20 protein-coding genes are annotated in these 21473 nt (G+C 66.2%); 4 read left to right on the forward strand and 16 right to left on the reverse strand.

The window, feature by feature from the left end:
• Nucleotides 1-65: 65 nt before the first annotated feature.
• The 3 genes from QQL87_RS15205 to QQL87_RS15215 form a co-directional block, all read right to left on the reverse strand.
• On the reverse strand, nucleotides 66-1079 hold the full coding sequence (locus QQL87_RS15205) for a formamidase (protein ID WP_284422129.1): 1014 nt from the start codon (nucleotides 1077-1079) through the stop codon (nucleotides 66-68).
• Between the two features lie 133 nt (nucleotides 1080-1212).
• Complete coding sequence (locus QQL87_RS15210) at nucleotides 1213-1776, reverse strand: TetR/AcrR family transcriptional regulator (RefSeq protein ID WP_284422130.1); 564 nt, start codon at nucleotides 1774-1776, stop codon at nucleotides 1213-1215.
• 12 nt (nucleotides 1777-1788) lie between these two features.
• Nucleotides 1789-2250 (reverse strand): nuclear transport factor 2 family protein, encoded by a 462-nt coding sequence (locus tag QQL87_RS15215; protein WP_284422131.1) that lies wholly within the window; start codon nucleotides 2248-2250, stop codon nucleotides 1789-1791.
• A 293-nt stretch (nucleotides 2251-2543) separates the two neighbouring features.
• Between QQL87_RS15215 and QQL87_RS15220 the strand changes: the two genes are divergently transcribed.
• A complete protein-coding gene (locus QQL87_RS15220) occupies nucleotides 2544-4133 on the forward strand; it encodes an ATP-binding protein (RefSeq protein ID WP_284422132.1) in 1590 nt (529 codons plus the stop codon).
• Nucleotides 4134-4224: 91 nt separating this feature from the next.
• On the forward strand, nucleotides 4225-4785 hold the full coding sequence (locus QQL87_RS15225; protein ID WP_284422133.1) for a hypothetical protein: 561 nt from the start codon (nucleotides 4225-4227) through the stop codon (nucleotides 4783-4785).
• A 24-nt stretch (nucleotides 4786-4809) separates the two neighbouring features.
• Here QQL87_RS15225 and QQL87_RS15230 read toward each other — a convergent pair whose 3' ends face one another.
• The 7 genes from QQL87_RS15230 to QQL87_RS15260 all read right to left on the reverse strand — a co-directional run bounded on the left by QQL87_RS15230 (nucleotide 4810) and on the right by QQL87_RS15260 (nucleotide 14154).
• Nucleotides 4810-6171, reverse strand: coding sequence for an O-linked N-acetylglucosamine transferase, SPINDLY family protein (locus QQL87_RS15230; RefSeq protein WP_284422134.1), 1362 nt, complete (start codon nucleotides 6169-6171; stop codon nucleotides 4810-4812).
• Nucleotides 6172-7346: 1175 nt separating this feature from the next.
• Nucleotides 7347-7601 (reverse strand): hypothetical protein, encoded by a 255-nt coding sequence (locus QQL87_RS15235; protein WP_284422135.1) that lies wholly within the window; start codon nucleotides 7599-7601, stop codon nucleotides 7347-7349.
• Between the two features lie 225 nt (nucleotides 7602-7826).
• Nucleotides 7827-8957 carry an ABC transporter permease gene (locus QQL87_RS15240; protein WP_284422136.1) on the reverse strand — a complete coding sequence of 377 codons (1131 nt, stop codon included), beginning with the start codon at nucleotides 8955-8957 and terminating at the stop codon, nucleotides 7827-7829.
• Between the two features lie 3 nt (nucleotides 8958-8960).
• The gene (gene rbbA, locus QQL87_RS15245; RefSeq protein ID WP_284422137.1) at nucleotides 8961-11708 is read right to left on the reverse strand and encodes a ribosome-associated ATPase/putative transporter RbbA; all 2748 of its coding nucleotides are present in this window, start codon (nucleotides 11706-11708) and stop codon (nucleotides 8961-8963) included.
• Nucleotides 11705-12805 (reverse strand): HlyD family secretion protein, encoded by a 1101-nt coding sequence (locus tag QQL87_RS15250; protein WP_284422138.1) that lies wholly within the window; start codon nucleotides 12803-12805, stop codon nucleotides 11705-11707. Before QQL87_RS15250 ends, rbbA begins: the two co-directional genes overlap by 4 nt.
• 120 nt (nucleotides 12806-12925) lie before the next feature.
• Complete coding sequence (locus QQL87_RS15255) at nucleotides 12926-13126, reverse strand: hypothetical protein (RefSeq protein ID WP_284422139.1); 201 nt, start codon at nucleotides 13124-13126, stop codon at nucleotides 12926-12928.
• An 8-nt stretch (nucleotides 13127-13134) separates the two neighbouring features.
• Nucleotides 13135-14154: a helix-turn-helix transcriptional regulator gene (locus tag QQL87_RS15260; protein ID WP_284422141.1), complete on the reverse strand. Its 1020-nt coding sequence runs from the start codon at nucleotides 14152-14154 to the stop codon at nucleotides 13135-13137.
• A gap of 238 nt (nucleotides 14155-14392) precedes the next feature.
• On the opposite strand from QQL87_RS15260, the gene QQL87_RS15265 reads away from it, so the two are divergent.
• A complete protein-coding gene (locus QQL87_RS15265) occupies nucleotides 14393-14815 on the forward strand; it encodes a GFA family protein (RefSeq protein WP_284422160.1) in 423 nt (140 codons plus the stop codon).
• 161 nt (nucleotides 14816-14976) lie between these two features.
• Nucleotides 14977-16104 (forward strand): helix-turn-helix transcriptional regulator, encoded by a 1128-nt coding sequence (locus QQL87_RS15270; RefSeq protein WP_284422142.1) that lies wholly within the window; start codon nucleotides 14977-14979, stop codon nucleotides 16102-16104.
• A gap of 8 nt (nucleotides 16105-16112) precedes the next feature.
• Here the strand turns inward: QQL87_RS15270 and QQL87_RS15275 are convergent, their stop codons facing one another.
• The 6 genes from QQL87_RS15275 to QQL87_RS15300 form a co-directional block, all read right to left on the reverse strand.
• The gene (locus tag QQL87_RS15275) at nucleotides 16113-18059 is read right to left on the reverse strand and encodes a tetratricopeptide repeat protein (protein ID WP_284422143.1); all 1947 of its coding nucleotides are present in this window, start codon (nucleotides 18057-18059) and stop codon (nucleotides 16113-16115) included.
• A gap of 84 nt (nucleotides 18060-18143) precedes the next feature.
• On the reverse strand, nucleotides 18144-18887 hold the full coding sequence (locus QQL87_RS15280) for a di-trans,poly-cis-decaprenylcistransferase (protein WP_284422144.1): 744 nt from the start codon (nucleotides 18885-18887) through the stop codon (nucleotides 18144-18146).
• A 36-nt stretch (nucleotides 18888-18923) separates the two neighbouring features.
• Nucleotides 18924-19304, reverse strand: coding sequence for a winged helix-turn-helix domain-containing protein (locus tag QQL87_RS15285; protein ID WP_284422145.1), 381 nt, complete (start codon nucleotides 19302-19304; stop codon nucleotides 18924-18926).
• Nucleotides 19291-19908 (reverse strand): hypothetical protein, encoded by a 618-nt coding sequence (locus QQL87_RS15290; protein WP_284422147.1) that lies wholly within the window; start codon nucleotides 19906-19908, stop codon nucleotides 19291-19293. The genes QQL87_RS15285 and QQL87_RS15290 overlap by 14 nt, the downstream gene beginning before the upstream one ends.
• A gap of 114 nt (nucleotides 19909-20022) precedes the next feature.
• Nucleotides 20023-20319, reverse strand: a complete 297-nt coding sequence (locus QQL87_RS15295; RefSeq protein ID WP_284422148.1) for a DUF3551 domain-containing protein — start codon at nucleotides 20317-20319, stop codon at nucleotides 20023-20025.
• Nucleotides 20320-20460: 141 nt separating this feature from the next.
• Nucleotides 20461-21435 carry a Bug family tripartite tricarboxylate transporter substrate binding protein gene (locus QQL87_RS15300; RefSeq protein ID WP_284422150.1) on the reverse strand — a complete coding sequence of 325 codons (975 nt, stop codon included), beginning with the start codon at nucleotides 21433-21435 and terminating at the stop codon, nucleotides 20461-20463.
• Between the last annotated feature and the right edge of the window lie 38 nt (nucleotides 21436-21473).

The following is a 21473-nucleotide window of genomic DNA, read 5'->3' on the forward strand; positions in this document are numbered from 1 at the left end:
ATAAAATAATTGGCGGCCGATCCGATTGTCAAGGTTCCGAAGGCGCTTCGCGCGCCGGCGGCGGATTACTCCGCCGCCTTGCCGAGCTTGCCGAAGACGCGCGTCGGCGCCGGGAAGCCGCAGGAGGTGCCGTCGGTGATCTTGACCTGGTCTTCCCAGGGCAGCCGGTAGGTGCCGGCGACCATGTCGTGCATGAACGTATAGGGGCAGTCCATCGCGCCGCCCTTCACCGCGACATAGCCGCGATGCCAGAGCTGGTAGATGTTGTTCTCGACGCCCCAGCCGATACGCGCCTCGCGCACCAGGTCGGGACGCACCTCGGCGGTGATGATCTCGTCGACGCGGCCCGTCGTGCCGTGCGCGAGAATGCTGCCGTCGAAATTGACGATCATGCCCTCGCCCATCGAGTCGAACGAGCCGTCCGAGCCGCACATGCAGACATTGGCCGTGACCATCAGGTTCTGAAAGGCGTTGGCCTGGTTGGTGAAGCGCCAGCTGTCGCGGATCGGCGCGGTGTAGCCGGCCGTGCGGATCATGATCTCGGCGCCCTTGTAGGCGCATTCCCGCGCCATTTCCGGGAACATGCCGTCATGGCAGATGATCAACGCGATCTTGGCGCCGCGCGGGCCCTCGATGACGGGAATGCCGAGGTCGCCGGGCTCCCACGGCTCGACTGGAATCCACGGATGGAGCTTGCGGTAGTACAGCTTGATGTCGCCGTTGTCGTCGATGATCAGGCCTGAATTGTAGGGATTGCCGTCGGGGTTGTACTCCATGATTGAGAAGCAGCCCCAGATCTTGTTGTCGATGCAGGCCTGCTTGAAGGCTGCGACCTCCGGCCCATCGAGCCGGCACATGATCTCGGGATTGGTGTCCATCGACAGGCCATGCAGCGAATATTCCGGGAAGACCACGAGATCCATGGTGCCGAGATTGCGCCGCGCCTTGCCGACCATCCAGACGATCTTCTCGGTCTGCCGCGCGAGGTCTTCCTTGGTCACGACGACCGGCAGTTGCAGCTGCACCAGGCCAATGACCACGCCATGGTCGGATTTGTTGAGACCGCCTAACCCATTCATGCCGGACCTCCCTGATATCAGCCGTTGCCTGAGACGTTGCCCAAGACAACCACGGATTCATCGGAGCCGCGCGCCGATTTTTCAGCCCGACTGTTGCCGCTTGCGGAGGCAGGCGCGGCCGGCGGTTCCGGCCTCACATCACGGGCGGCTCGCGCAGGCGCGTCTGAAGCCGTGCCAGCGCGCGGCCGAACACCGCCGTGTCGGCGGTCGCACGCGCCAGCACCAGGGCCCCCTGGATGCCGAGCACCACCTCCTCGGCGCTATCGGCTGCCGCCGCCGGCGGCCAGCCGCCGCGCACCAGGGCATCGCGCAACGCCGCGATCCAGCGCGTGAAGTAGCTGGCAATGGCAGCGGCGAAGCGGTCGCGCGTCCCGTCGAGCGCGAAGGCGCCGACCAGGCACACCCGCCGGCCGGAACGGAAGTAGTTGTCGACGCCGCGCCACATCCGTACGATCGCCGCATCCGGCACGTCGTCGCGCAGCGGCGCGTAGATCTCACGCTCGAACCAGCCGTCGACATGCGCGAGCACGGCGCGCGCCATCTCATCCTTCCCGCCGGGGAAGAAGTGATACAGGCTGCCTTTGCCGAGCCCCGTGGTCTCGGTGATACGGCTGAGCGAGGCGCCCTCGAAGCCGTACTCGCGGAACACCTCGGCGATGACAGGGATGACGTCGGCGCGCTCGTTCAGCGTCCGCATGTCGCGTCCGTCCTAGAGTCCGAGCTCCGTCAGGCCCGGATGATCGTCGGGACGGCGGCCCAGCGGCCAGTGGAATTTGCGCTCGCTCTCCTTGATCGGCAGATCGTTGATACTGGCAAAGCGGCGCTGCATCAGCCCCTGCGCGTCGAACTCCCAGTTCTCGTTGCCGTAGGAGCGGAACCAATGGCCGCTGTCGTCGTGCCACTCATAGGCAAAGCGCACCGCGATGCGATCGTCGGTGAACGCCCAGATCTCCTTGATCAGCCGGTAGTCCAGCTCCTTCGCCCATTTGCGGGTGAGGAAGGCAACGATCTCGGCGCGCCCGGTGATGAACTCGGCGCGATTCCGCCAGCGGCTGTCCGGCGTGTAGACCAGCGACACCCGCTGGGGATCGCGACTGTTCCAGCCGTCTTCGGCCATCCGCACCTTCTGGGTGGCGGTCTGCAAGGTGAAGGGCGGGGCAAGCGCAGCCATCGTGGGATCTCCATTTGTACCGTTCGTATAACTCTGTACCTTTCGGTACAGCGAGTCAAGTGACAGGAGGCAAGTTGCGGTTTCCGGAACCCGGTTCCACCGTTGCGCCGAGGACGTGATGGCGTCCGCAAGAATTGGTGACAACGCCGCGGTGCCGCCCTACCGATCTGTCTGCCGCGACCGTCAGCACGCTTGTGTGCTCAGCCGAAATTTGAATTGATCAGCAATTGGAACTGGTCGGCACGCGGGGACAAAAGCGGCCGGCCGGCTGCACGCTGTGGGGATTTCTGGACATGTCGAAGCTCACGCCGCATGGCGAGTGCCTGCTGTGGTCGCCTGAATTGATCTGGGTGAACGCGATCTCCGACGTCCTCATCTCCATCGCCTTCTTCGCCATCGCCTTCGTGCTCGCCTTCATCGTCTATCGTCGCCGCGACTTTCAGTTCAGCTACATCTTCTGGGCGTTCGCGCTGTGGGTGTCGGTCTGCGGCTTGACGCGGCTGATCGAGGTCCTGACGCTCTGGGTACCGGCCTATGTGCTGGAGGCGGCCACCAAGGGCTTCCTCGCCTTCATGTCGGTCGGCATCGCCGCGGCGCTGCTGCTGATGCTGCCGCGGGTCCTGACGATGCCGTCACGCGCGGAGCTGCGGAACGCCTATGCGCAGCTCGAGGAGGAGACCCGGCAGCGGCGCACCGCAGAGGCGATGGTCAAGCGCTTCCAGGAGATCGAAGCCACCGAGGCGCAGGTGCGCCAGGCCCAGAAGATGGAGGCGATCGGCCAGCTCACCGGCGGCGTCGCGCACGACTTCAACAACATCCTGACCGTGATCACCGGCACCATCGAGATTCTCGCCGAGGCGGTGAAGGACCGGCCGCAGCTGGTGCAGATCACCAGCCTGATCAACTCGGCGGCCGCCCGCGGCGCCGACCTGACCAAGCATCTGCTGGCGTTCGCCCGGCGCCAGCCGCTGCAACCGCGCAGCGTCGACATCAACGGCATGGTGGTCGACACCGCCCGTCTGCTGCGGCGGACGCTCGGCGAGCAGATCGAGATCGAATCCATGCTGGCGCACGATTCCGCGCCGGCCATGATCGACCCCAGCCAATTGTCGACCGCGATTCTCAACCTCGCACTGAACGCCCGCGACGCGATGCCCGAGGGCGGCAAGCTGACCCTGGAAACCAAGAACGTCCTGCTCGACGAGGCCTATGCGCGGATGAATCCGGAGGTGGTCCCCGGCAACTACGTGATGATCGCGGTCAGCGACACCGGCGAAGGCATCCCGGCCAATCTGCTGGACAAGGTGTTCGAGCCGTTCTTCACCACCAAGGATGTCGGCAAGGGCGTCGGCCTGGGCCTGAGCATGGTCTACGGCTTCGTCAAGCAGTCCAACGGCCACATCAAGATCTACAGCGAGCCGGGCCACGGCACCTCGGTGAAGCTGTATCTGCCGCAGGCCACCGCCGATGCCGATGCGCGGTTGTCCGAGGATAACCTTGCCAGCATGGAGCGCGGCGACGAGACGATCCTGATCGTGGAGGATGATGCGCTGGTGCGCGAATATGTCATCGCCCAGATCAGGCGGCTCGGCTACACGACGCTGGCGGCCAGCAAGGCCGACGAGGCGCTGGCGCTGATCGACAGCCCGGTGCGCATCGATCTCCTGTTCACCGACATCATCATGCCCGGTGGCATGAACGGCCGCCAGCTTGCGATCGAGGCGATGAAGCGGCGGTCGAACCTCAAGGTGCTGTATACGTCGGGCTACACGGAGAATGCGATCGTCCACCACGGCCGCCTCGATGCCGGCGTGCTGCTGCTCACCAAGCCATATCAGAGCGCCGATCTGGCCCGCATGCTCCGGACCGCGCTGAACGCATAGCCAGCCCCCATCCCGGCGCATGATCCGGCTTGACTGCGGGCGCGTTACCGGCATGGCAGCGCGCAAGCTGCTGCGGAATTGAGGGACGTGAATGGGTGAGATGTTCGGACGCTGGCTGGCCGCGGTGCAGGCCTATGCATCCGCCGACGATCCGCAGTCCGACATCGCCGCGAAGGTGGCGCTGGTCATCGTCTCGAACCAGCCATTCTACCCGCTCTACCTTCACGCCATCGCCGGCACGGCGGCGTGGCCCGCCTGGCTCACGCTGCTGACGACGCCGATGTTCGCCAGCGTGCCGGTGCTCGCGCGGCGCAATCCGTTCGCCGGCCGTGCGCTGATGGTCGTCGCCGGCACGGCCCACACGGTGTTCTGCGTCAAGCTGTTCGGCGCGCCCAGCGGCGTCGAGCTGTTCCTCATCCCCTGCGCCCTGCTCGGCGCGCTGCTGTTCGGACCCGCCGAGCGCCTGGCGTCGCTGCCTCTGCTGGGCTTGCCCTTCCTGTCCTATCTGCTGATCGACTCGCGCCTCGGCGCGCCCTTGATGCAGGTTGCCGAGACCGACTACGCCTCGCTGGTCGCAATCAACGCGACCAGCGTCGGCGCGCTGACGGCCCTGATCGGGATCCTCGCCGCATCGCGGCTGTCGACGCAGTGAAGCCTGGCCAGGACGGTCCTGCGCTCACGACCGCGATGCCCAGATCGGCGCCGGCGCGCCGCCGCTGCGCCGGCGCAGCCACATCTGGTCATAGAGGTCCTGCAGCGACCGTGCATAGGCGGCGGCATCGAACAGCGGCGTGACCAGCCGGTTGCGCGAGAGCTTGTCCTTGACCGCCTGCAGCAGGTCCGGCTCAGCGGCGAGCGTCAGCGCCACCGCGAGATAGTCGGCCTCGTCAGCGGCGATCAGCTCGGGACATCCGACCGCGTGCAGCAGGCTGCCGGCGACGCGGGAGGCGAAGGTATCGCCGGCGCAGCTGACGACCGGCACGCCCGCCCACAGCGCATCGCTCGCCGTGGTGTGAGCGCCATAGGGCGCGGTGTCGAGCACGAGATCCGCGAGCTGGAGCCGCCGCAGATGCTCACGCTGGGTCATCTCCGGCGCGAATACCAGGCGCCCCGGCGCCACGCCGCGCCGCAGCGCCTCGCCGCGCAAATTGCCCTCGGCCTGATCGCACGCCAGCAGCCACAGCACACTGTCCGGCGTCGCATCGAGCAGGCGGCACCAGAGGTCGAACATCGGAGGCGTCAGCTTGTAGGACTGGTTGAAGCAGCAGAACACGATCGCATCATCCGGCAGGCCCGCCTCGGCGCGGCCCGGCGGCGGGCCGAGCGCCGCACGCCCATGCGGCTGATACGAATGCGGCATGTAGGCGAAGCTTTCCGAATAGTCGGCCGCAGCGGTCAGTGGCGTGATGAAGGGATCGGTGATGATGTAGTCGCAGAGGCCGCCGCCCAAGGTCCCGGGATAACCGAGGAAGTTCACCTGGACCGGCGCCGGGTGCAGCATCAGGATCCCGGTCCGGGCGCCGCGCGTGTAACCCTTGAGATCGACGAGGATGTCGATCCGGGCGGCGTGCACGGCCGCTGCTGCCGCGCTGTCGCTCAGGGCCGTGACATCGTGGAAGCCGTCGAAGGCGGCGTGGAGCCGGCCCCGCATCGCGCCGCGATCGTCGGCTCCAAACGAAAAGGCGTGCAGCTCGCAGCGCCCGGGATCGCGCGCCTCCAGCGCCTCGATCAGCAGATGCGCCGTGGCATGGTCGTGGAAGTCGTTTGACAGATATCCGACACGCAGCCTGTCGCGGATTGTCAGGTCGAAGCGAAAGTCCAGCCGCGTCCGCTCCGCGTGGCTGGCGGCGATCCGGTCGCGGGTCCACAGCTCGGAGCAGATGCGGTGCTCGCCCGCGCTCATGCCGGGCACCGAGAGCAGCAGGAATGGCGGAATCTGCCCCGATCGCGCCTCTGCCAGCGACGATCGGGCGTCCGTCGACGACTGGGCGAAATCGTCCCAGGCACACATGCTGCGGTCACGCCCGAGCGATCGCATCGGATCCCTTCATCACCGGCGCCGCCGGCCAAATGATCCTCAGCAAGTCCTGCGCCAGCCTTCGTCGAGACGCGCTGCTACGCCCACTCCGTCATCCCGGAGAAATCCGACACCGCACCAGCGGTGGCGGACGCAGATCCGGGATCCATCACCACCGTCCGAAATTGGAGCGCACACTGGCGCTACGTTCTTCGCAACCACGACGCCCTGGGGCTATGGGTCCCGGCTCGGCGCCCTGACGTCGCTGCGCGACGCCATGGCTTGCCCGGGACGACAGCTTTCGCAGACGACACTTGCAGCGGAGGACGTGCTGTCACACCTCACTCCACCGTCATCCCGGACAAGTCCGGTACCGCGCCAGCGGTGGCGGGCGCAGATCCGGGATCCATAACCACCGTCCGAAATGGTAGCGCACGCTGAAGCGACGTTCTTCGCGACCACGACGCGTTGGGGGTATGGGTCCCGGGTCGGCGCCCTCACGTCGCTACGCGACGCCACGGCTTGCCCGGGACGACAGCTGTTGTTGACGACGCACCGAAGCAACTCACGCGCTCCGTCCGTGGCAAGTGAGTCGCCCGTCGGGCAGACGCGCGCGCCGCTGGCACTGGGCCCAGCCTCGTGACGGCAGCAAACCGGATGCGCCGAAACGCTGATTTCGCGCGCCGCTTCAACGCGATGACCTCTGTCCAGATGGCGCCGCGAAAATATTTCTCTTTCGCTTTTTCGGAATCCGATGTTTGCTGCACCCAGTCCGCCTCGGGCAGAGGGCGTATCGCGGTCGTCACGACACGCGAGGCGGGGAGCGGTGGCCGCGACGGATCGCAGCAGTCCCCTTGGGAGTGCCGACGAACGGTTCGTTGCGGACGGTGAAGTCGTGTGGTTCTGACACCCCGATGCTGGTGTCTTCAGCGCAACGCGCACGCGTCGTCGCTGATACGGTGGCCAGAAAGCCCGGTGCACCGAGAAGAGCACGTATAAGCCGTAGCCCATCGCGCAGGGAGGGCCGGGATTGCCGGCTGAACCTGTGGTTCCTGCCCCGTGCACTTCTTCACGCACGGGGGCCACAGGCACCGGTCGGTGCCTGGCCTTCCCTGCCCCTCTCATTTGCGGAGGGTCTTGTGGACACAACTCGGGCGCGGATCGCGCCGCGGGACTGAAATGCTTTTGCCTGAGACCTACGCGGCGGCCATGTGCCAGCGCGATGGCGCGGAGGACTGCGCATGATGGTTCATGTTCGCCGGTGCCTGCGGCGGCGCCTGACGGGCGACGAAATAGGCCTCGAGCTCGGCGACAGCGCGGCTTTCCCATTCCGCCGCCTGCGCCAGCAGCGAGTCGCGCTGATGCGGCCGGAACGCCGCGGTCTGCCGATACAAGGAGGCGACGGTGCGATAGCGCCGCACGTTTTCCAGAACCGCTTCCCCATTCATCATGATGGCTCTCCCCTCTCCGTCACCCTCAGGGCCAGCCGACGGTGCACCATCACGATTTTCCAAATCGTTATCGGCGTGGACCTGCGGCGGGCATGGTTGGAGAAGCGTTGCCGCCAAACCGCGCCGGAATGCGGCGTTGCAGGCCGTTGGCGGCACAGCCGCGGCACGCTTATTAACAGCCTGGAAACCGTGTCGCTGGCGCAAGAGCGCGGCGTGTCTTTCCCGTCACGCTCCGGCCGCGGCGATCGCCGCCCGGAAGCGCCGCAAGGTCAGCGCCAGCATCAAGGCGCCGATCGCCGCGACCGCCACGAATTGCGGCCACACCACATCGATGCCGGCCCCGCGATAGAGGATCGACTGCGCGAACGACACGAAGTGCGTCGACGGCGAGGCCTTCATGATCGTGGCGAGCCAGACCGGCTGGCTCTCCACCGGGGTCATCCCGCCGGAGAGCATGTTGATCGGCACGGCGACGAGGATGTAGAGCAGCCCGAGTTGCGGCATCGAGCGCGCGATGGTGCCGAGAAACAGTCCGACGGCGGTGGCGAAGAACAGATAAAGCACTGTGCCGGCGAGAAACAGCGGGATCGAGCCCATGATCGGCACCTGCAGATAGCCTTTCACGACGACAGTGAGGGCGACTGCGACGGCTACCGCGATGACCAGCGCATTGGCCCAGATCTTCGACATCGCGATCTCGAATGGCGACAGCGGCATCACCAGCAGATGATCCATCGTGCCATGCTCGCGCTCGCGCACCAGCGCCGCCCCTGCCAGAATGATGGCGAGCATGGTGACGCTGTTGATGATGCCCATCACCCCCTCGAACCAGGCGGTGGTCACGTTGGGATTGAAGGCGATCCGCGTCACCAGGTTGACCGGAGCCTGCACCGGCGCATCCGAGCGGGCGACGAACCAGGCGACCTCGGTATCGATGATCTGAAGGGCATAGCCGGAGCCGATGCCGGCCTGGATCATCGCAGTCGCATCGACGTTCACCTGCACGGACGGCCGGCGACCGGCGAGCACGTCGCGCTGGAAGCGCGGCGGGATGTCGAGCACGAAGGTGAAGCGGCCGCTGTTCATCAGCGGCTCGATCTGCCCCTGGCTGATGTAGACAGGCGGCTGGAAATAGGGCGGCAGGAAAGCGCGCACGACGCGGCGCGACAGCTCGGAATTGTCCTCGTCGACAACTGCGATCGAGGCGCGGTTCAGCTCCTGCGAGCTGCTCTGCGCCTGGCTGATCACCGCCACCGTGAACGAATAGATCACGAGCCCGATCAGCACGACATCGCCGAACAGGCTGCGCAGCTCCTTGGTGCCGAGCCAGAAGATGTTGGCGAGCGAACGCATCACGGCTCAGCGCTCCTGCTTCGGCAGCATGAGAAGACTGAACCCGGTCAGGATCGGGATGAACACCAGCAGCACCAGGATGTCGGCGCCGACATCGGCGAAGCCCAGGCCCTTGGTGAAGGTGCCGACGCTGATCGGGCGGTAATAGGTCATCGGAAAGCCCATGCCGATCACCCGGGCGACGCCGGACAGCGACGACACCGGGACCATCATCCCCGAGAACTGCGTCGCCGGCAGCACGGTGAGGATCGCGGTGCCGAACAGGGCCGCGATCTGGGTGCGGCAGAAGGTCGAGATCAGCATGCCGAAGCCGGTGGTCGTGATCACGTAGACGACGCTGCCGATCAGCAGCGGAGGGAACGCGCCCTTGAGCGGCACGCGGAACAGCACGAGCGCCATCACGAACATCAGTGCGAAATTCGCCATCGCCACGGCGATGTAGGGCAGTTGCTTGCCGACCAGGAATTCCAGCCGTGTCACCGGCGTGACGTAGAGATTGGTGATCGAGCCCAGCTCCTTCTCGCGCACCACCGCCAGCGCCATCAGGATCGCCGGAAACAGCGCCAGCAGCAGAGCGATCGTGCTGGGCGCCATTGCGTAGATGCTGTCGAAGGACTGATTGTACTTGAACCGGATCTCGACATTGACCGGCGCGGCGAGTGCCGGCCGCGTCGTCTTGACAGCGGGATCGGCGAGATAGAGCTGGTGCGTGCCTTCGAGATAGCCGCGGATGGTCTCGGCCCGGAACGGCATCGCGCCGTCGATCCAGGCCGACACAAAGGCCGGGCGGCCGCGCTTGATGTCGACGCCGAAATTCGGCGGGATCTCGATCGACGCCTTGATGTCGCCGCTCTGCATCCGCCGCTCCAGCTCGGCATGATCGGACAGAGGGGGCTTCTCGACGAAGTAGCGCGAGCCCCTGAGCTCGGCGAGATAGGCCCGGCTCTCCGGCGACTGATCGCGATCGAGCGCGGCGAAGGTCAGATTGTTGACGTCGGTCGAGATGCCGAAGCCGATCACGATCATCAGGAACGCCGTTCCGAACAGCGCGAACATCAGCCGGATCGGGTCGCGGATCAGCTCCAGGCCTTCGCGGATGGTGTAGGCCAGCAGCCGTCGCGTACTGAACGCGGCGTGGCCGCTTCCATCGCCGGGCAACTGCCGGGGATGCGGATCGGACCGCGCCTGCGTCAATGTCACCGGCGGATCGGCGACGCCAGCCTCGCGCTCGAGGAACGCAATGAAGGCCTGCTCGAGCGTCTGCGCGCCCTTGGCACGGATCAGCCCGTCCGGCGTGTCGGTCGCCAGCACGCGTCCCTCATGCATCAGCGACAGCCGATCGCAGCGCGCCGCCTCGTTCATGAAATGCGTCGAGACGAAGATCGTCATGCCGTCCCGGCGCGACAACTCGATCAGCAGCCGCCAGAACTGGTTGCGCGCGACGGGATCGACGCCCGACGTCGGCTCGTCCAGGATCAGCAGGTCGGGCTTGTGCACGATGGCGACGGCGAGCGACAGCCGCTGCCGGATGCCGAGCGGCAGGTCGGCCGCGAGGCCATCGACATGCTCGGCGAGGTCACAGCGGTCAATCAGCTCGGCAATCCGCTTGTCGGCGGTGTCGCGCGCGAGGTTGAACAGCCGGGCATGCAGCACGAGGTTCTGCCGCACGGTGAGCTCGCCATACAGCGAGAACGCCTGCGACATGTAGCCGACGCGGCCGCGCGATTCACGATTGCCGGCTTCCATCGAGCGGCCGAAAATCAGCGCCTCGCCGGCGCTTGGCGGCAGCAATCCGGTGAGCATCTTCATCGTCGTCGTCTTGCCGCAGCCGTTCGAGCCGACGAAGCCGAAGATTTCTCCCTTGCGGATCTGGAAGTTGACGCCGTCGACGGCGGTGAAATCGCCGAAACGGCAGGTCAGATCGCGCGCGACGATGACCGTCTCCTGGCTGCCATCGAGCGCGGTCTTGACCGGCATCTGCGCCTGATCGGCCGAGGCGGCCGGCGGCAGCAGCGCGACGAACGCGTCCTCGATCGTCGCGGCGCCGGCCTGCGCCTTCAGCTCGGCCGGTGTGCCGGTGGCGAGGATGCGGCCGTCATTCATCGCGACCAGCCAGTCGAAGCGCTCGGCCTCCTCCATGTAGGCGGTGGCGACGATGACGCTCATCGCCGTGGCGCTGCGGGCGCGCAGCCGGTCGATCAGGTCCCAGAACTGGCGGCGCGACAGCGGATCGACGCCGGTGGTCGGCTCGTCGAGAATCAGGAAGTCCGGATCATGGATCAGCGAGCAGCACAGGCCGAGCTTCTGCTTCATACCGCCGGACAGTTTTTTCGCCGGCCGATCGGCAAAATCGGACAGCCCCGTCGCCGCCATCAGTTCGGCGATGCGCCAGTCGCGCTCGGCGCGGGACTGGCCGAACAGCCGCGCGAAGAACGTGATGTTCTCGCGCACGCTGAGATCGGGATAGAGATTTTTGCCGAGACCCTGCGGCATGTAGGCGATGCGTGGACAGACCTGCTCGCGCGCACGCCGGTCGGCCATGTCGGCGCCGAGCACGGCCGCCTCCCCGGCCTGGATCGCGCGGGCGCCGGCCAGGATCGACAGCAGCGACGACTTGCCGACGCCATCGGGGCCGATCAGGCCGATCACGCATCCGGAGGGAATCTCGATCGAGACGTCGTCGAGCGCGGTGACGTCACGATAATGATGTGACAGCCGCGTCACGACCGCGACCGGCGGCGCGGCGATGCTCATGGCGCAGCTTGCAGGCGCGAGGGCCAGGCGACGTCGGGATTCCACCTGACATACGCAACGCCCGGCAGGCCGCTTCTGACAGCATCGGCATGCGCGGCCAGCCTGTCCTGGTCGACGCGGACGCGGATGCGGAACATCAGCTTGTCGCGCTCGCTTCGCGTCTCCACCGTCTTCGGCGTGAACTGCGCCTGGCTGGCGACGAACGAGACCTTCGCTGGGATGGGGCGGTCAGGATAGGCATCCAGCACGATACGGGCGTCGCTCCCGACCTTGATCTTGCCGACCTCCTCGGTCGGTAGGAACACGTCCATATAGACGTAGCCGATGTCGAGCATGGTGAAGACCTTGCCGCCCGCCCCAAGCACTTCGCCGACATTGGCGAGGCGATACTGAATGCGGCCGGCCTTCGGCGCGATCAGCGAGTTGTCCGCGATCTGCACCGTGTAGAGCGCGACGTCGTGACGCGAGGCTTCGAGCGCACGCTCCGCCTCGGAGATCCGCGCCTGTGCGCCGGCGAGACCCGCAGCGGCGCCGTCCAGCGCCTGCTGGCGCTGATCGGCGAGCTCGCGCGTGGTCCAGCCGTTCTGCAGCAGGCTGCGCGTGCGCTCCATCTCCTGCTCGGCCAGCGTCCGCTGCGTCTGCAGCTGCGCAAGATTGGCGCGGGCCTGATCGATCACGTGCTGCGCCTGCTCCGCCTGCGCCTCGGCCTTGGCGAGCGACTGTTGCAGCTCCTTGCTGTCCATCCGCGCCACGATCTGCCCAGGCTCGACGAGATCGCCGATATCGGCACGCAGCTCGGCGACGCGACCGGCATATTTGGTGGCGATGTCGATCTCGTCAGCCTCGATGCGGCCGTTGCTGACGCTGATGCCCGGTGGCAACGGCGGATGCAGGCGCTGCCACCAGACATAACCGCCGCCTCCGGCCGCACCGATGATGAGGAGAAGCAGCACGAACGGCCATATCGCCCGCTTGCGCAGCGGCTGAGGCGGCGCGGGAACAGGCAGCGCCGGCGCAGGAATGAGGCCAGCCGATTCAGCACGGATAGGCTGAGCGGGCGGTTGGTCTCCGACGAGCTGGGTGTCCTGCGGGTCCATTCCAAGAAGGCCTTCATCATTGCTGAAGCAGGCCGTTCATTTGCCAGAGGCGCCGGAGATTCCGTTGACACAGCTCAATCCGAGGCGCGAACGCCGCCATCGACCGGGATCACGTTTGGGTTACGGGGCCGAGTCGGACGTCGCAATCGCATGGATCAGCAGCAGGCTGCTGAAGATGACAAACAGAGCGAAGGCCTGGAACTCGCGCAGCGACATGTCGAGCAGAACCAATATCCATTCGACCGGCAGGCCCGCGATGAACAGCAGGAGAAGTCCCGTCACGGAGACAAAGATGCCATCGAGGATCTTCAGCGCGATCATCTTGCTCGTCATCGCCGGCGCTCCGCGCTGGACGCATCCTCGGTCGGCTGCGCGCCGCTGCTGCCGCGATCGCCGCGCACCTCCCGCGGCGTCAGCCCGTATTGACGGCGGAACGAGCGATTGAAATGCGAGAGATCACCGAAGCCGACATCATAGGCGATGCTGGCGATCGCCAGCTGGCCGTGGGCCGGATCACACAGCAGGCGATGCGCGTTCGCGAGCCGCACGCCCGACAGGAAGGCGGAGAATGTCGTTCCGTCGATCTCGAACAGGCGCTGGACGTAACGCGGCGTGACGTTCAATTTGCCGGCGACCATCGTCACCGACAGATCGCGGCGTTTGCTGTTGGCGATCAGGAAAGACTTGGCGAGCTTCAGCCGCGCTGCGCGCAGACCTCGCGCGCGCATCGTCTCGGCCACATCGGGCGCCGGCCCGATCGACAGCGCCAGCAGATCCTGGATGTGACGCACGGACAGATTGAGCAGCTGGGCATCCAGCGCACCGCCGCTGGCCATCAGCCAGCTGGCATAGTGGTCGAGCAGCCTCAGCGCGCCCTGGTCGGCCCGTATCGGTCGCATGACGGCGTCCTCGACGCTGACGTCGGCGGCTTCGAGCATCAGGCGGGGAACGAGCAGCGTGAACGAGTGGCCATTGCTGGCGCGATGGAACGCGCAGGGATCGGCGCCGCTGAGAATCACCGCTTCGCCTTCGCGCAACTCGCGGGTCTGATGGGAATGCGCGACGAAGGCGGTGCCCGCACGGTTGATCGCGAGCAGCACGTTATCGGCGCCGTCGGCGAGATCGCGGCCGGAGCGCGAGATGCGCGCCGGGGTCGCCCAGGCATCGAGCAACTGCAGACCCGGCAAGGTCAAAGCGCGGTTCCGCGCCTTGAACGCGACGTCTTTCGCCGGCTCGAAATCGACACGCAACATGATCCGTCCGTAGTGCTCACGCCAGAACGCCGCGCGCTCCTGCTCTGGAATGTGGTCCGTCGAAAACTCGACGATGCGGGAGTTCAAGTCCGACATGCAATCACCCGTGACTCTTGCAACCGAGAACTGGACGGTTCGCGCCGATGGAAATCGATATCGCCATCGTCGCGCGACCTGCGTCCTCTCATCAGGGGACGTGCCACTGCACGCGGTCGTCGAATGTGAAATGGATCACGCCTGGTCGTGGCAGCCCCGGCATTGGTCGCCGGATGCCAAGACGCCCGGACGCTGGAATGATGCCGTCCGCCGCTCTGACAAACTCATGAGGACGACGATGACACTTTCTGGACGATGTTTTTGCGGCACAGTCGAAATCGAGGTTTCCGGAAGCCCGGAGGCAATGGGCTATTGTCACTGCCGCTCCTGCCGGTCGTGGTCGGGCGGACCGGTGAACGCCTTCAGCCTGTGGAAGCCGGACGCGGTCAAGATCAAAGCGGGGGCCGAGCACGTGGCGATGTTCCAGAAGACGCCGCTCAGCCAGCGGCAATACTGCGCCAAATGCGGCGGTCATCTCATGACCGATCACCCGCCGCTCGGGCTCGTCGACGTGTTCGCAGCGACGCTTCCAGAGCTTGCGTTCCAGCCCGCGGTCCACGTGAACTATGCCGAGACTGTGCTGCCGATGCGCGACGGCCTGCCGAAGCTGAAGGATTTTCCGCGCGAGTTCGGCGGCTCCGGCGATATCGTCGCTGATTAGCTCCGCGCGTCCGGGGCCTGGAGGCGCCACCGCCTCCAGGCACCTGCGGTCATGAACCTCGTACTCTCCGTGGCGACCCATGATGAGGAATATTGTCGGCAGCTCCGTGTCGAACGTTGAAATCGGAGCAGCGGGCCCTGGGCCATCGTGGAGAGGTGATCGTGGAGAGCGAACATTATGCCCAGGCGCTGGACGCCATCTACCAGGGCCTAGCGGAACCCTCCGGCATCACGGATGCGCTGGAGTCGATCCGGACCCTGATAGGCGCCGAAGGTGCGACCTTCGAGGTCATCGACACGGCCGCGCGCCGGCCGCTGATCTTTCACAGCAGCGGCGTCGCGTCCGCCGAGGGCGACGACTATCTCGCTCATTTCGCGCCACGCAATCCCCGCCTGCCGGTGGCGCTGCGCCAGCAGCGCGGTGGATTGTCATGGGACTATCAAGTCATGGATGAAGGCACCATGAAGCGAGATCCGTTCTATGCGGAGTTTCTGCCGCGCGCCGGACTGCGTTATTTTCTCTCGTTGGTGCTGGACCAATCACCGCAACGGCTCGTCGCCGTCACCTTGCAACGCTCGCCGCGGCGGGGACACGTCGGTACGTCTGAGATCGCACTGATGAAGCGCCTGACACCTCATCTCCAGCGCGCCTATGGCATGCGCAACAGCCTCATCGCAGCCGGCGGCCGCGACATTGCCACGGCCGTGCTCGATCTCCTCAAGGACGGCATTGCGTTGCTCGACCCGAAAGGCGCGATCCTCCATGCCAATCCGGCGTTGCACACGATCGCGACCGAGAGCGGACTGTTCCGGCTCGACTCCCGCGGCATTCAGTTCGGCTCGTCCGAGCTCCGCAGCCGCTATGCGCGCGTCTTCAGCACGGTGATGCGCGACGACGCTCTCGCGGATTCGGATGCGGCGCTGGACTTCCTGGCGCCGCGCCCAAGCGGCTTGCCGGCCTGCACGATCTCGCTGCGCGCGCTGCGCCATCCCCGGCCGGCATCGGATTGTCCCGACGCCGCCGTCATGATGCTCGTGCACGACCCGCTTCGGGACAGCGCGGCGGCGCATCTGCTGCAGGATCTCCATGGCCTGACCAGGGCCGAGGCCCAGCTGGCCTGCGCCCTGAGCGCGGGTATGACGGCGGTCGAATACGCGGCGCATCGCGGTGTCAAGGTGACGACCGTGTATACGCATCTCAAGCGTACCCGCGAGAAGACGGGATGGCGCAGCGTCGCCGAACTGACGCGGCGCGTGCACCAGATCTCGATCAGGCTCCGGGAGAGCTGAAATGGGGCTTACGTTGCGGCGAAATCTTCGATCCGCTCCGCCAGCGCATCGCCGACGCGGGCAACGACATGGGCATAGTCGCGTCGCGCATCCTGGCGGAACAGCCGCACGCTCGGATACCATGGGCTGTCGTCGCGATCGAGCAGCCAGCGATAGTCCGGCGTGTAGGGCAGCATGATCCAGGTCGGCTTGCCCAGCGCCCCAGCAAGATGCGCCACGCTGGTGTCGACCGTGATGACGAGGTCGAGATTGTCGATGAGGGCTGCGGTGTCGACGAAGTCGCGGATGTCGCCGGTGAGATCGAGGATGTCGCCGCGCGCCGCGAGAAACGCCTTGTCTGCTGGCCGCGCGTCCTTCTGCAGGCTGACAAATCGCGCGCCGAGATCCAGCAGCGGGGCAAGCATCGCGAGCGGCATCGAGCGGTTGTGATCATTGAGATGCGCGGGGTTGCCGGACCAGACGAGACCGACACGCAACCGCTCATGCGGTCCGAGGCGCTGCCGCCAGATGGCGCGGCGCTCGGCCGGCGGACGCGGCAGATAGGACGGCGCGGCAGGGATGCTGTCGAGGCGGGTGGCGAAAGCCAGCGGCAGGCTCGACAGCGGGCAGTGATAGTCGATCGCCGGCACGGCATCGACGCCGCGGGCGAGGCATTGCGCAATCCCCTCCAGGCCCGACAGCAGGGGCTTCAGCGCAGCGTCGAGCTCGAGCACGACGCGTGCGCCTTGCGCGGCGATCATCGTGGCGTAGCGTGCGAACTGGATCGTATCGCCCAGTCCCTCGTCGCTGTGGAGCAGGATGGTCTTGCCTGCGAGCGGCGCATCGGCGAGCCACATCGGCGCGTCGAAGCTGCGCTCGACGAAGCCGACGGCGCGGCATTGGCGGCCCCATTCGCGCGCGGCCCAGCCGCGTGCGAAATCGCCGGTCAACAGGCGAAACAGCGCCGCATTCCAGTGTGCGTCGGCGAGGTCCGTCTTCAGCGCCACGGCACGATCGAAGCTGGCAAACGCCTCCTCGAAGCGATGCAGTTCGGCCAGCGAGGTGCCGCGGTGATTGTAGAACTCCGCAGTCTGCGGCCGGATCGCGATCGCCTTGTCGAACACGGCGACGGCCTCAGCATGGCGTCCGAGATTCTGCAGGATGCAGCCATAGCTGTTGGCGATGTCTGGATCATGCGGCGCCAACACATGCGCGCGCTCGCCGCAAGACTGCGCCTCGGCATAGCGGCGCATCCGCCGCAAAGAGATGCCCTTGAGACAGAGCGCGCCGGCTTGGTCCGGCTTCACGGCCAGCGACTGATCGAAGCGTGCGATCGCCTCGTCGTAACGGCCGGCATCGAAATGAACGGCACCAGCCCTGTTGGCGGCGTCGACCTGATCGGGCTTCAGCTTCAGCACCTGATCGAACGCCAACGCCGCCTCGTCGCGGCGCCCCTGCGCGTCCAGCACCTCGCCGAGACGAAACCACGTCGGAGCCCGATCGGGTGCGAGTTGCAGCAGGCGGTCACAGGCCAGCGCCGCCTCGGCAAGACGACCGGTCAGCTGCAGCAGCTCGCCGAGCTCATCCCAGCTCTCGGCAGCATCCGGCTGCAGCTGCAGCGCACGATCATAGGCCTTGATCGCCTCGTCGAGGCGGCCGGCCAGCCGCAGCGCCTGCGCGAGGCCGACGAAAGACGCCGGCACGGAAACGTCTTGCCTGATCGCGCGCGCGAACCATTCGATCGCATCGTCGAAGCGCTTGAGCGCGAGGCACACCCGCCCCATCGCATGCAGTGCGTCGACGGAGGCCGCATCGAGCGTCAACGCGCGGCGGCAGGCGGCCTCGGCCTGCGCCAGCTGGCCAGCCCGCAGCAGCCGCAACGCCGCTTCACACAGCGCGTCAGCCGTGTCGTCGTGACGCGACGACCCGGGTTTGACCGGGGATTTGCCGGCAGGCCGCCGCGGCTTGTGCTTCATCGAAGGATCTCTGCGCTCGTCCTGCAAGCGGTAGATGATTCCCCGATGCGCGGAAAGATTGTGCCGCGGCCGCGCACGGCCGCATCAAGCGCTCTGCGCCGGTGCGAGCGGCACCGCCTCGAGACCGCCGAAGCGGCGCTCACGGCCGCGGAACGAGGCCAAGGCCTGGGCGAGATCATCGCCGTCGAAGTCGGGCCACATCCGCTGGGTGAAATGCAGCTCGGCATAGGCGCCTTCCCAGAGCAGGAAGTCCGACAGCCGCTGCTCGCCCGAGGTGCGGATGATCAGGTCGACGTCGCGCAGGCCCGCCTCTCCGGTCACGAGATCGGAGAACGCCTCGCGCGTCAGTCCGGCGATGCCGCCCGCTTGCGCCGCGGCATTGAGAATTGCATCGCGGGCCGAGTAGTCGACGGCGATGCGCAGATGCAAGGTGCGGCCGTCGCGGGTCGCCTGCTCCGCGCGGCCGATGGCGTCGGCGATGCCACCCGGCAGGCGATCGCGCCGGCCGATCACGCTGAGCCGGACGCCGTTGCGCACCAGCGCTTCCACCTCGCTGGCGAGATAGACCCGCAACAGCGCCATCAGGGCAGAGACCTCGGCGCGCGGACGCCGCCAATTGTCGCTCGAGAATGCGTACAGCGTCAGCGTGCCGATGCCCTGGTCCGGCGCGGCTTCGACGATGCGCCGGATCGCCTCGACGCCGGCCTCGTGGCCACGCAGCCGCGACAGGCCCTGGCGCGTCGCCCAGCGGCCGTTTCCGTCCATGATGATGCCGACATGCAGGCCGTCCACCACAGCAGGCGATTTAGGTAGCAGACTACTTTGCATTGCAAAGCTCCAGGTCAAAAAAATGCGATGAGATTGTCAGGCGCGACCGGGGATCAGCCCGGCCGAATTTGGTGCGGGCTCCCTCCCGGCCGCCGCGGCGGCGTCGCGAACCAGGCGCTCGAGCACGGCGAGATAGTCGAGGAACCGGTGGCGTCCCGCCTTGGTCAGGCGGCAGGTGGTGTGGGGGCGATTGCCCTCATAGCCCTTGGTGACCTCCACCAGACCGGCCTCCTGCAGCACCTGCAGATGGCGCGACAGGTTGCCATCGGTCAGTCCGCAGAGCTGCTTCAGGTCGGCAAAGGCAAGGCCCTTCGGATGCGCCATCAGCGACGTCAACAGGCCGAGCCGGGCCTTCTCGTGGATGACACGATCGAGCCCGTCATAGGAAAACGGCGCACTGCCGTCAGTCTTCGACATCGGAATCTCCGGTCGCAAAGTAGAGAATGCCCGCCATCAGCGCCTGGCCGACCGCGAAAGGCAGGCCCATGGTCCACGGCGACAGCTCATGCGAGATGCTGCCGAGCAGGAGCGCGGCGAAACCCGCGAGGAAATAGAACGCGCCGGCCAGCGCGACCGAGCGCGGCAGCGAGCGCACCGAGGCGAATACGCCGAGCGACATCAGGATCTGCCAAAGGCCAGGGAGCATCCACAGCGCTTCCGGCGCAAACTTCCACAACAGCACGGCGAGCAGCACGCCGGCGATGCCGGCGGGGAGGAACTGTTCGACCGCCTGGTGAATCATCGCGTCGGCCAGACCGGAATGATGGCGTCGCGAACGCGCCCGCATCTCGACCCAGATCATCGTCAGCGAGACGCAGGCCGCGGCCGCCCAGCCGAGCAGGTAGGTCAACGGCTCCGCGGTCGGATCGCGCAGGACGAGTTGCTGAATGAACGCCGTGATCAGGGCCACCGCCGCGGTCGCAGCCATCGTCGCCGGTCCGTAGCCGCGAAACGCGGTTCCGGCCGCGAGCTGGCTGCGGATTGCGATGATATCCGCCAGCGCCTTGTCGAGGTCGCGCATGTCTGACTTGAGTCCAGGCTCAATAACTTTGCAATACAAAGTATACACGATCGCAAAGCTCATGCAAGGCCGGCAATGGCGGCGGGGGTGCCGCCGCCTGGTCGTCTCGAAAGCTCAGTAATAATTGTAGCGGTGCACACGCCGCGGCGGCGGCATGTCGACATAGACCGTTGGCCCGCGCCGCGCGGGATCGAACGCAACGCGGGGGTTGACACCGCATCCGGCGCTGCGCCCCGAGGCGCTGGCCCGGCATTGCTCGAACGTCTGATAGGAGCAGTCGCCGGGATAGCCGATACCTCTGCCCTGCACGCACCAGGGGTAGTCATAGCCGGCATGGGCCGGCGTTGCGCCGCCCGCGCCAACCAGTGCAACGCCGACGAGGCCGGCTGCCAACATCATCACCTTGCGCATGATCTGTTCCTCTTCTGGCGAGGACGGTTGCACCACATGGGCATGGTCAAAAGACGACAAATTGGCGGAGCCGCCCGCCAACCAGGGCGGCGACGTGTCGCGCCTGCGGCACGTCGCCAACGGCTCCACGACCGCTTTGCGTCAATCCAGCTTGAGCCCGGCGAAGTCGACGACCTTTTTCCATTTCTCCGTCTCGGCCGCCACCTGCGCACCGAACTGTTCCGGCGATTGGATCAACGGCTCACCGCCGAGATCGACCAGACGCTTCTTGATGTCGGGCTCGGCGAGAACCGTATTGATCTGTCTGTTGAGCTTCTCGATGATTTCCTTCGGCGTAGTCTTGGGCGCACCCATGCCGAACAGCGCACTGGCCTCGTAGCCCGGCACCGTCTCCGCAATCGCCTGCACGTCGGGCAATTGCGGCGAACGCTCCTGCGTGGTGACGCCAAGGGCGCGCAGCGAGCCGGAGCGGATGTGCTGGATGATCGATGGCATGTTGTCGAAGATGACCTGGACCTGGCCGCCGAGCATGTCGGTGATGGCCGGCGCCGCGCCACGATACGGCACGTGCTGCATCTTGGTGCCGGTCATGGCCATGAACATCTCGCCCGACAGATGCACGGACGTGCCATTGCCGGAGGATGCCATGTTCACCTTGCCCGGATTTTCCTTCAGATAGGCGATGAACTCGGCGACGGTCTTGGCCTTGATGTCGCTGTTGACGGTCATCACGTTCGGCACGCGGTTGAACGAGGCGACCGGCGCGATGTCGCGCACGAAGTTGAACTTCAGGTTGGTGTAGAGGCTGGCATTGATGTAGTTGGCGGGATTGACCAGCAGCACGGTATAGCCGTCGGCCGTCGCGTTCACGACCGACTCGGTGCCGATGTTGTTGCCGGCGCCCGGCTTGTTCTCGACCACGAATTGCTGGCCCAGGGTCTCCGACAGCCGCTGGCCGACAAGCCGCGCGAGAATGTCGGTCGCTCCGCCCGGAGGATAGCCCACCACGAAGCGCACCGGGCGCGCGGGGTAATCCGCTGCGGCCACGCTGCGGATGGCCGCGACGGATGGGACGGCAGAAGCGATCAGACCAAGCGCAGTACGACGTGAAATCATGCGTTTCCTCGGATATATCGTTGAGCGTTCGTTAGCGA

Origin of the sequence: Bradyrhizobium sp. SSBR45G, from assembly GCF_030159255.1 — a bacterium.
Classification (GTDB): Bacteria; Pseudomonadota; Alphaproteobacteria; order Rhizobiales; family Xanthobacteraceae; genus Bradyrhizobium.

Bases quoted from the DNA above. Each gene is read 5' to 3' on its own strand.
- QQL87_RS15205 (WP_284422129.1), bottom strand. From the start codon at position 1,079: ATGAATGGGTTAGGCGGTCTCAACAAATCCGACCATGGCGTGGTCATT.
- QQL87_RS15210 (WP_284422130.1), bottom strand. From the start codon at position 1,776: ATGCGGACGCTGAACGAGCGCGCCGACGTCATCCCTGTCATCGCCGAG.
- QQL87_RS15215 (WP_284422131.1), bottom strand. From the start codon at position 2,250: ATGGCTGCGCTTGCCCCGCCCTTCACCTTGCAGACCGCCACCCAGAAG.
- QQL87_RS15220 (WP_284422132.1), top strand. From the start codon at position 2,544: ATGTCGAAGCTCACGCCGCATGGCGAGTGCCTGCTGTGGTCGCCTGAA.
- QQL87_RS15225 (WP_284422133.1), top strand. From the start codon at position 4,225: ATGGGTGAGATGTTCGGACGCTGGCTGGCCGCGGTGCAGGCCTATGCA.
- QQL87_RS15230 (WP_284422134.1), bottom strand. From the start codon at position 6,171: ATGCGATCGCTCGGGCGTGACCGCAGCATGTGTGCCTGGGACGATTTC.
- QQL87_RS15235 (WP_284422135.1), bottom strand. From the start codon at position 7,601: ATGATGAATGGGGAAGCGGTTCTGGAAAACGTGCGGCGCTATCGCACC.
- rbbA (WP_284422137.1), bottom strand. From the start codon at position 11,708: ATGAGCATCGCCGCGCCGCCGGTCGCGGTCGTGACGCGGCTGTCACAT.
- QQL87_RS15250 (WP_284422138.1), bottom strand. From the start codon at position 12,805: ATGGACCCGCAGGACACCCAGCTCGTCGGAGACCAACCGCCCGCTCAG.
- QQL87_RS15255 (WP_284422139.1), bottom strand. From the start codon at position 13,126: ATGATCGCGCTGAAGATCCTCGATGGCATCTTTGTCTCCGTGACGGGA.
- QQL87_RS15260 (WP_284422141.1), bottom strand. From the start codon at position 14,154: ATGTCGGACTTGAACTCCCGCATCGTCGAGTTTTCGACGGACCACATT.
- QQL87_RS15265 (WP_284422160.1), top strand. From the start codon at position 14,393: ATGACACTTTCTGGACGATGTTTTTGCGGCACAGTCGAAATCGAGGTT.
- QQL87_RS15275 (WP_284422143.1), bottom strand. From the start codon at position 18,059: ATGAAGCACAAGCCGCGGCGGCCTGCCGGCAAATCCCCGGTCAAACCC.
- QQL87_RS15280 (WP_284422144.1), bottom strand. From the start codon at position 18,887: ATGCAAAGTAGTCTGCTACCTAAATCGCCTGCTGTGGTGGACGGCCTG.
- QQL87_RS15285 (WP_284422145.1), bottom strand. From the start codon at position 19,304: ATGTCGAAGACTGACGGCAGTGCGCCGTTTTCCTATGACGGGCTCGAT.
- QQL87_RS15290 (WP_284422147.1), bottom strand. From the start codon at position 19,908: ATGCGCGACCTCGACAAGGCGCTGGCGGATATCATCGCAATCCGCAGC.
- QQL87_RS15295 (WP_284422148.1), bottom strand. From the start codon at position 20,319: ATGCGCAAGGTGATGATGTTGGCAGCCGGCCTCGTCGGCGTTGCACTG.
- QQL87_RS15300 (WP_284422150.1), bottom strand. From the start codon at position 21,435: ATGATTTCACGTCGTACTGCGCTTGGTCTGATCGCTTCTGCCGTCCCA.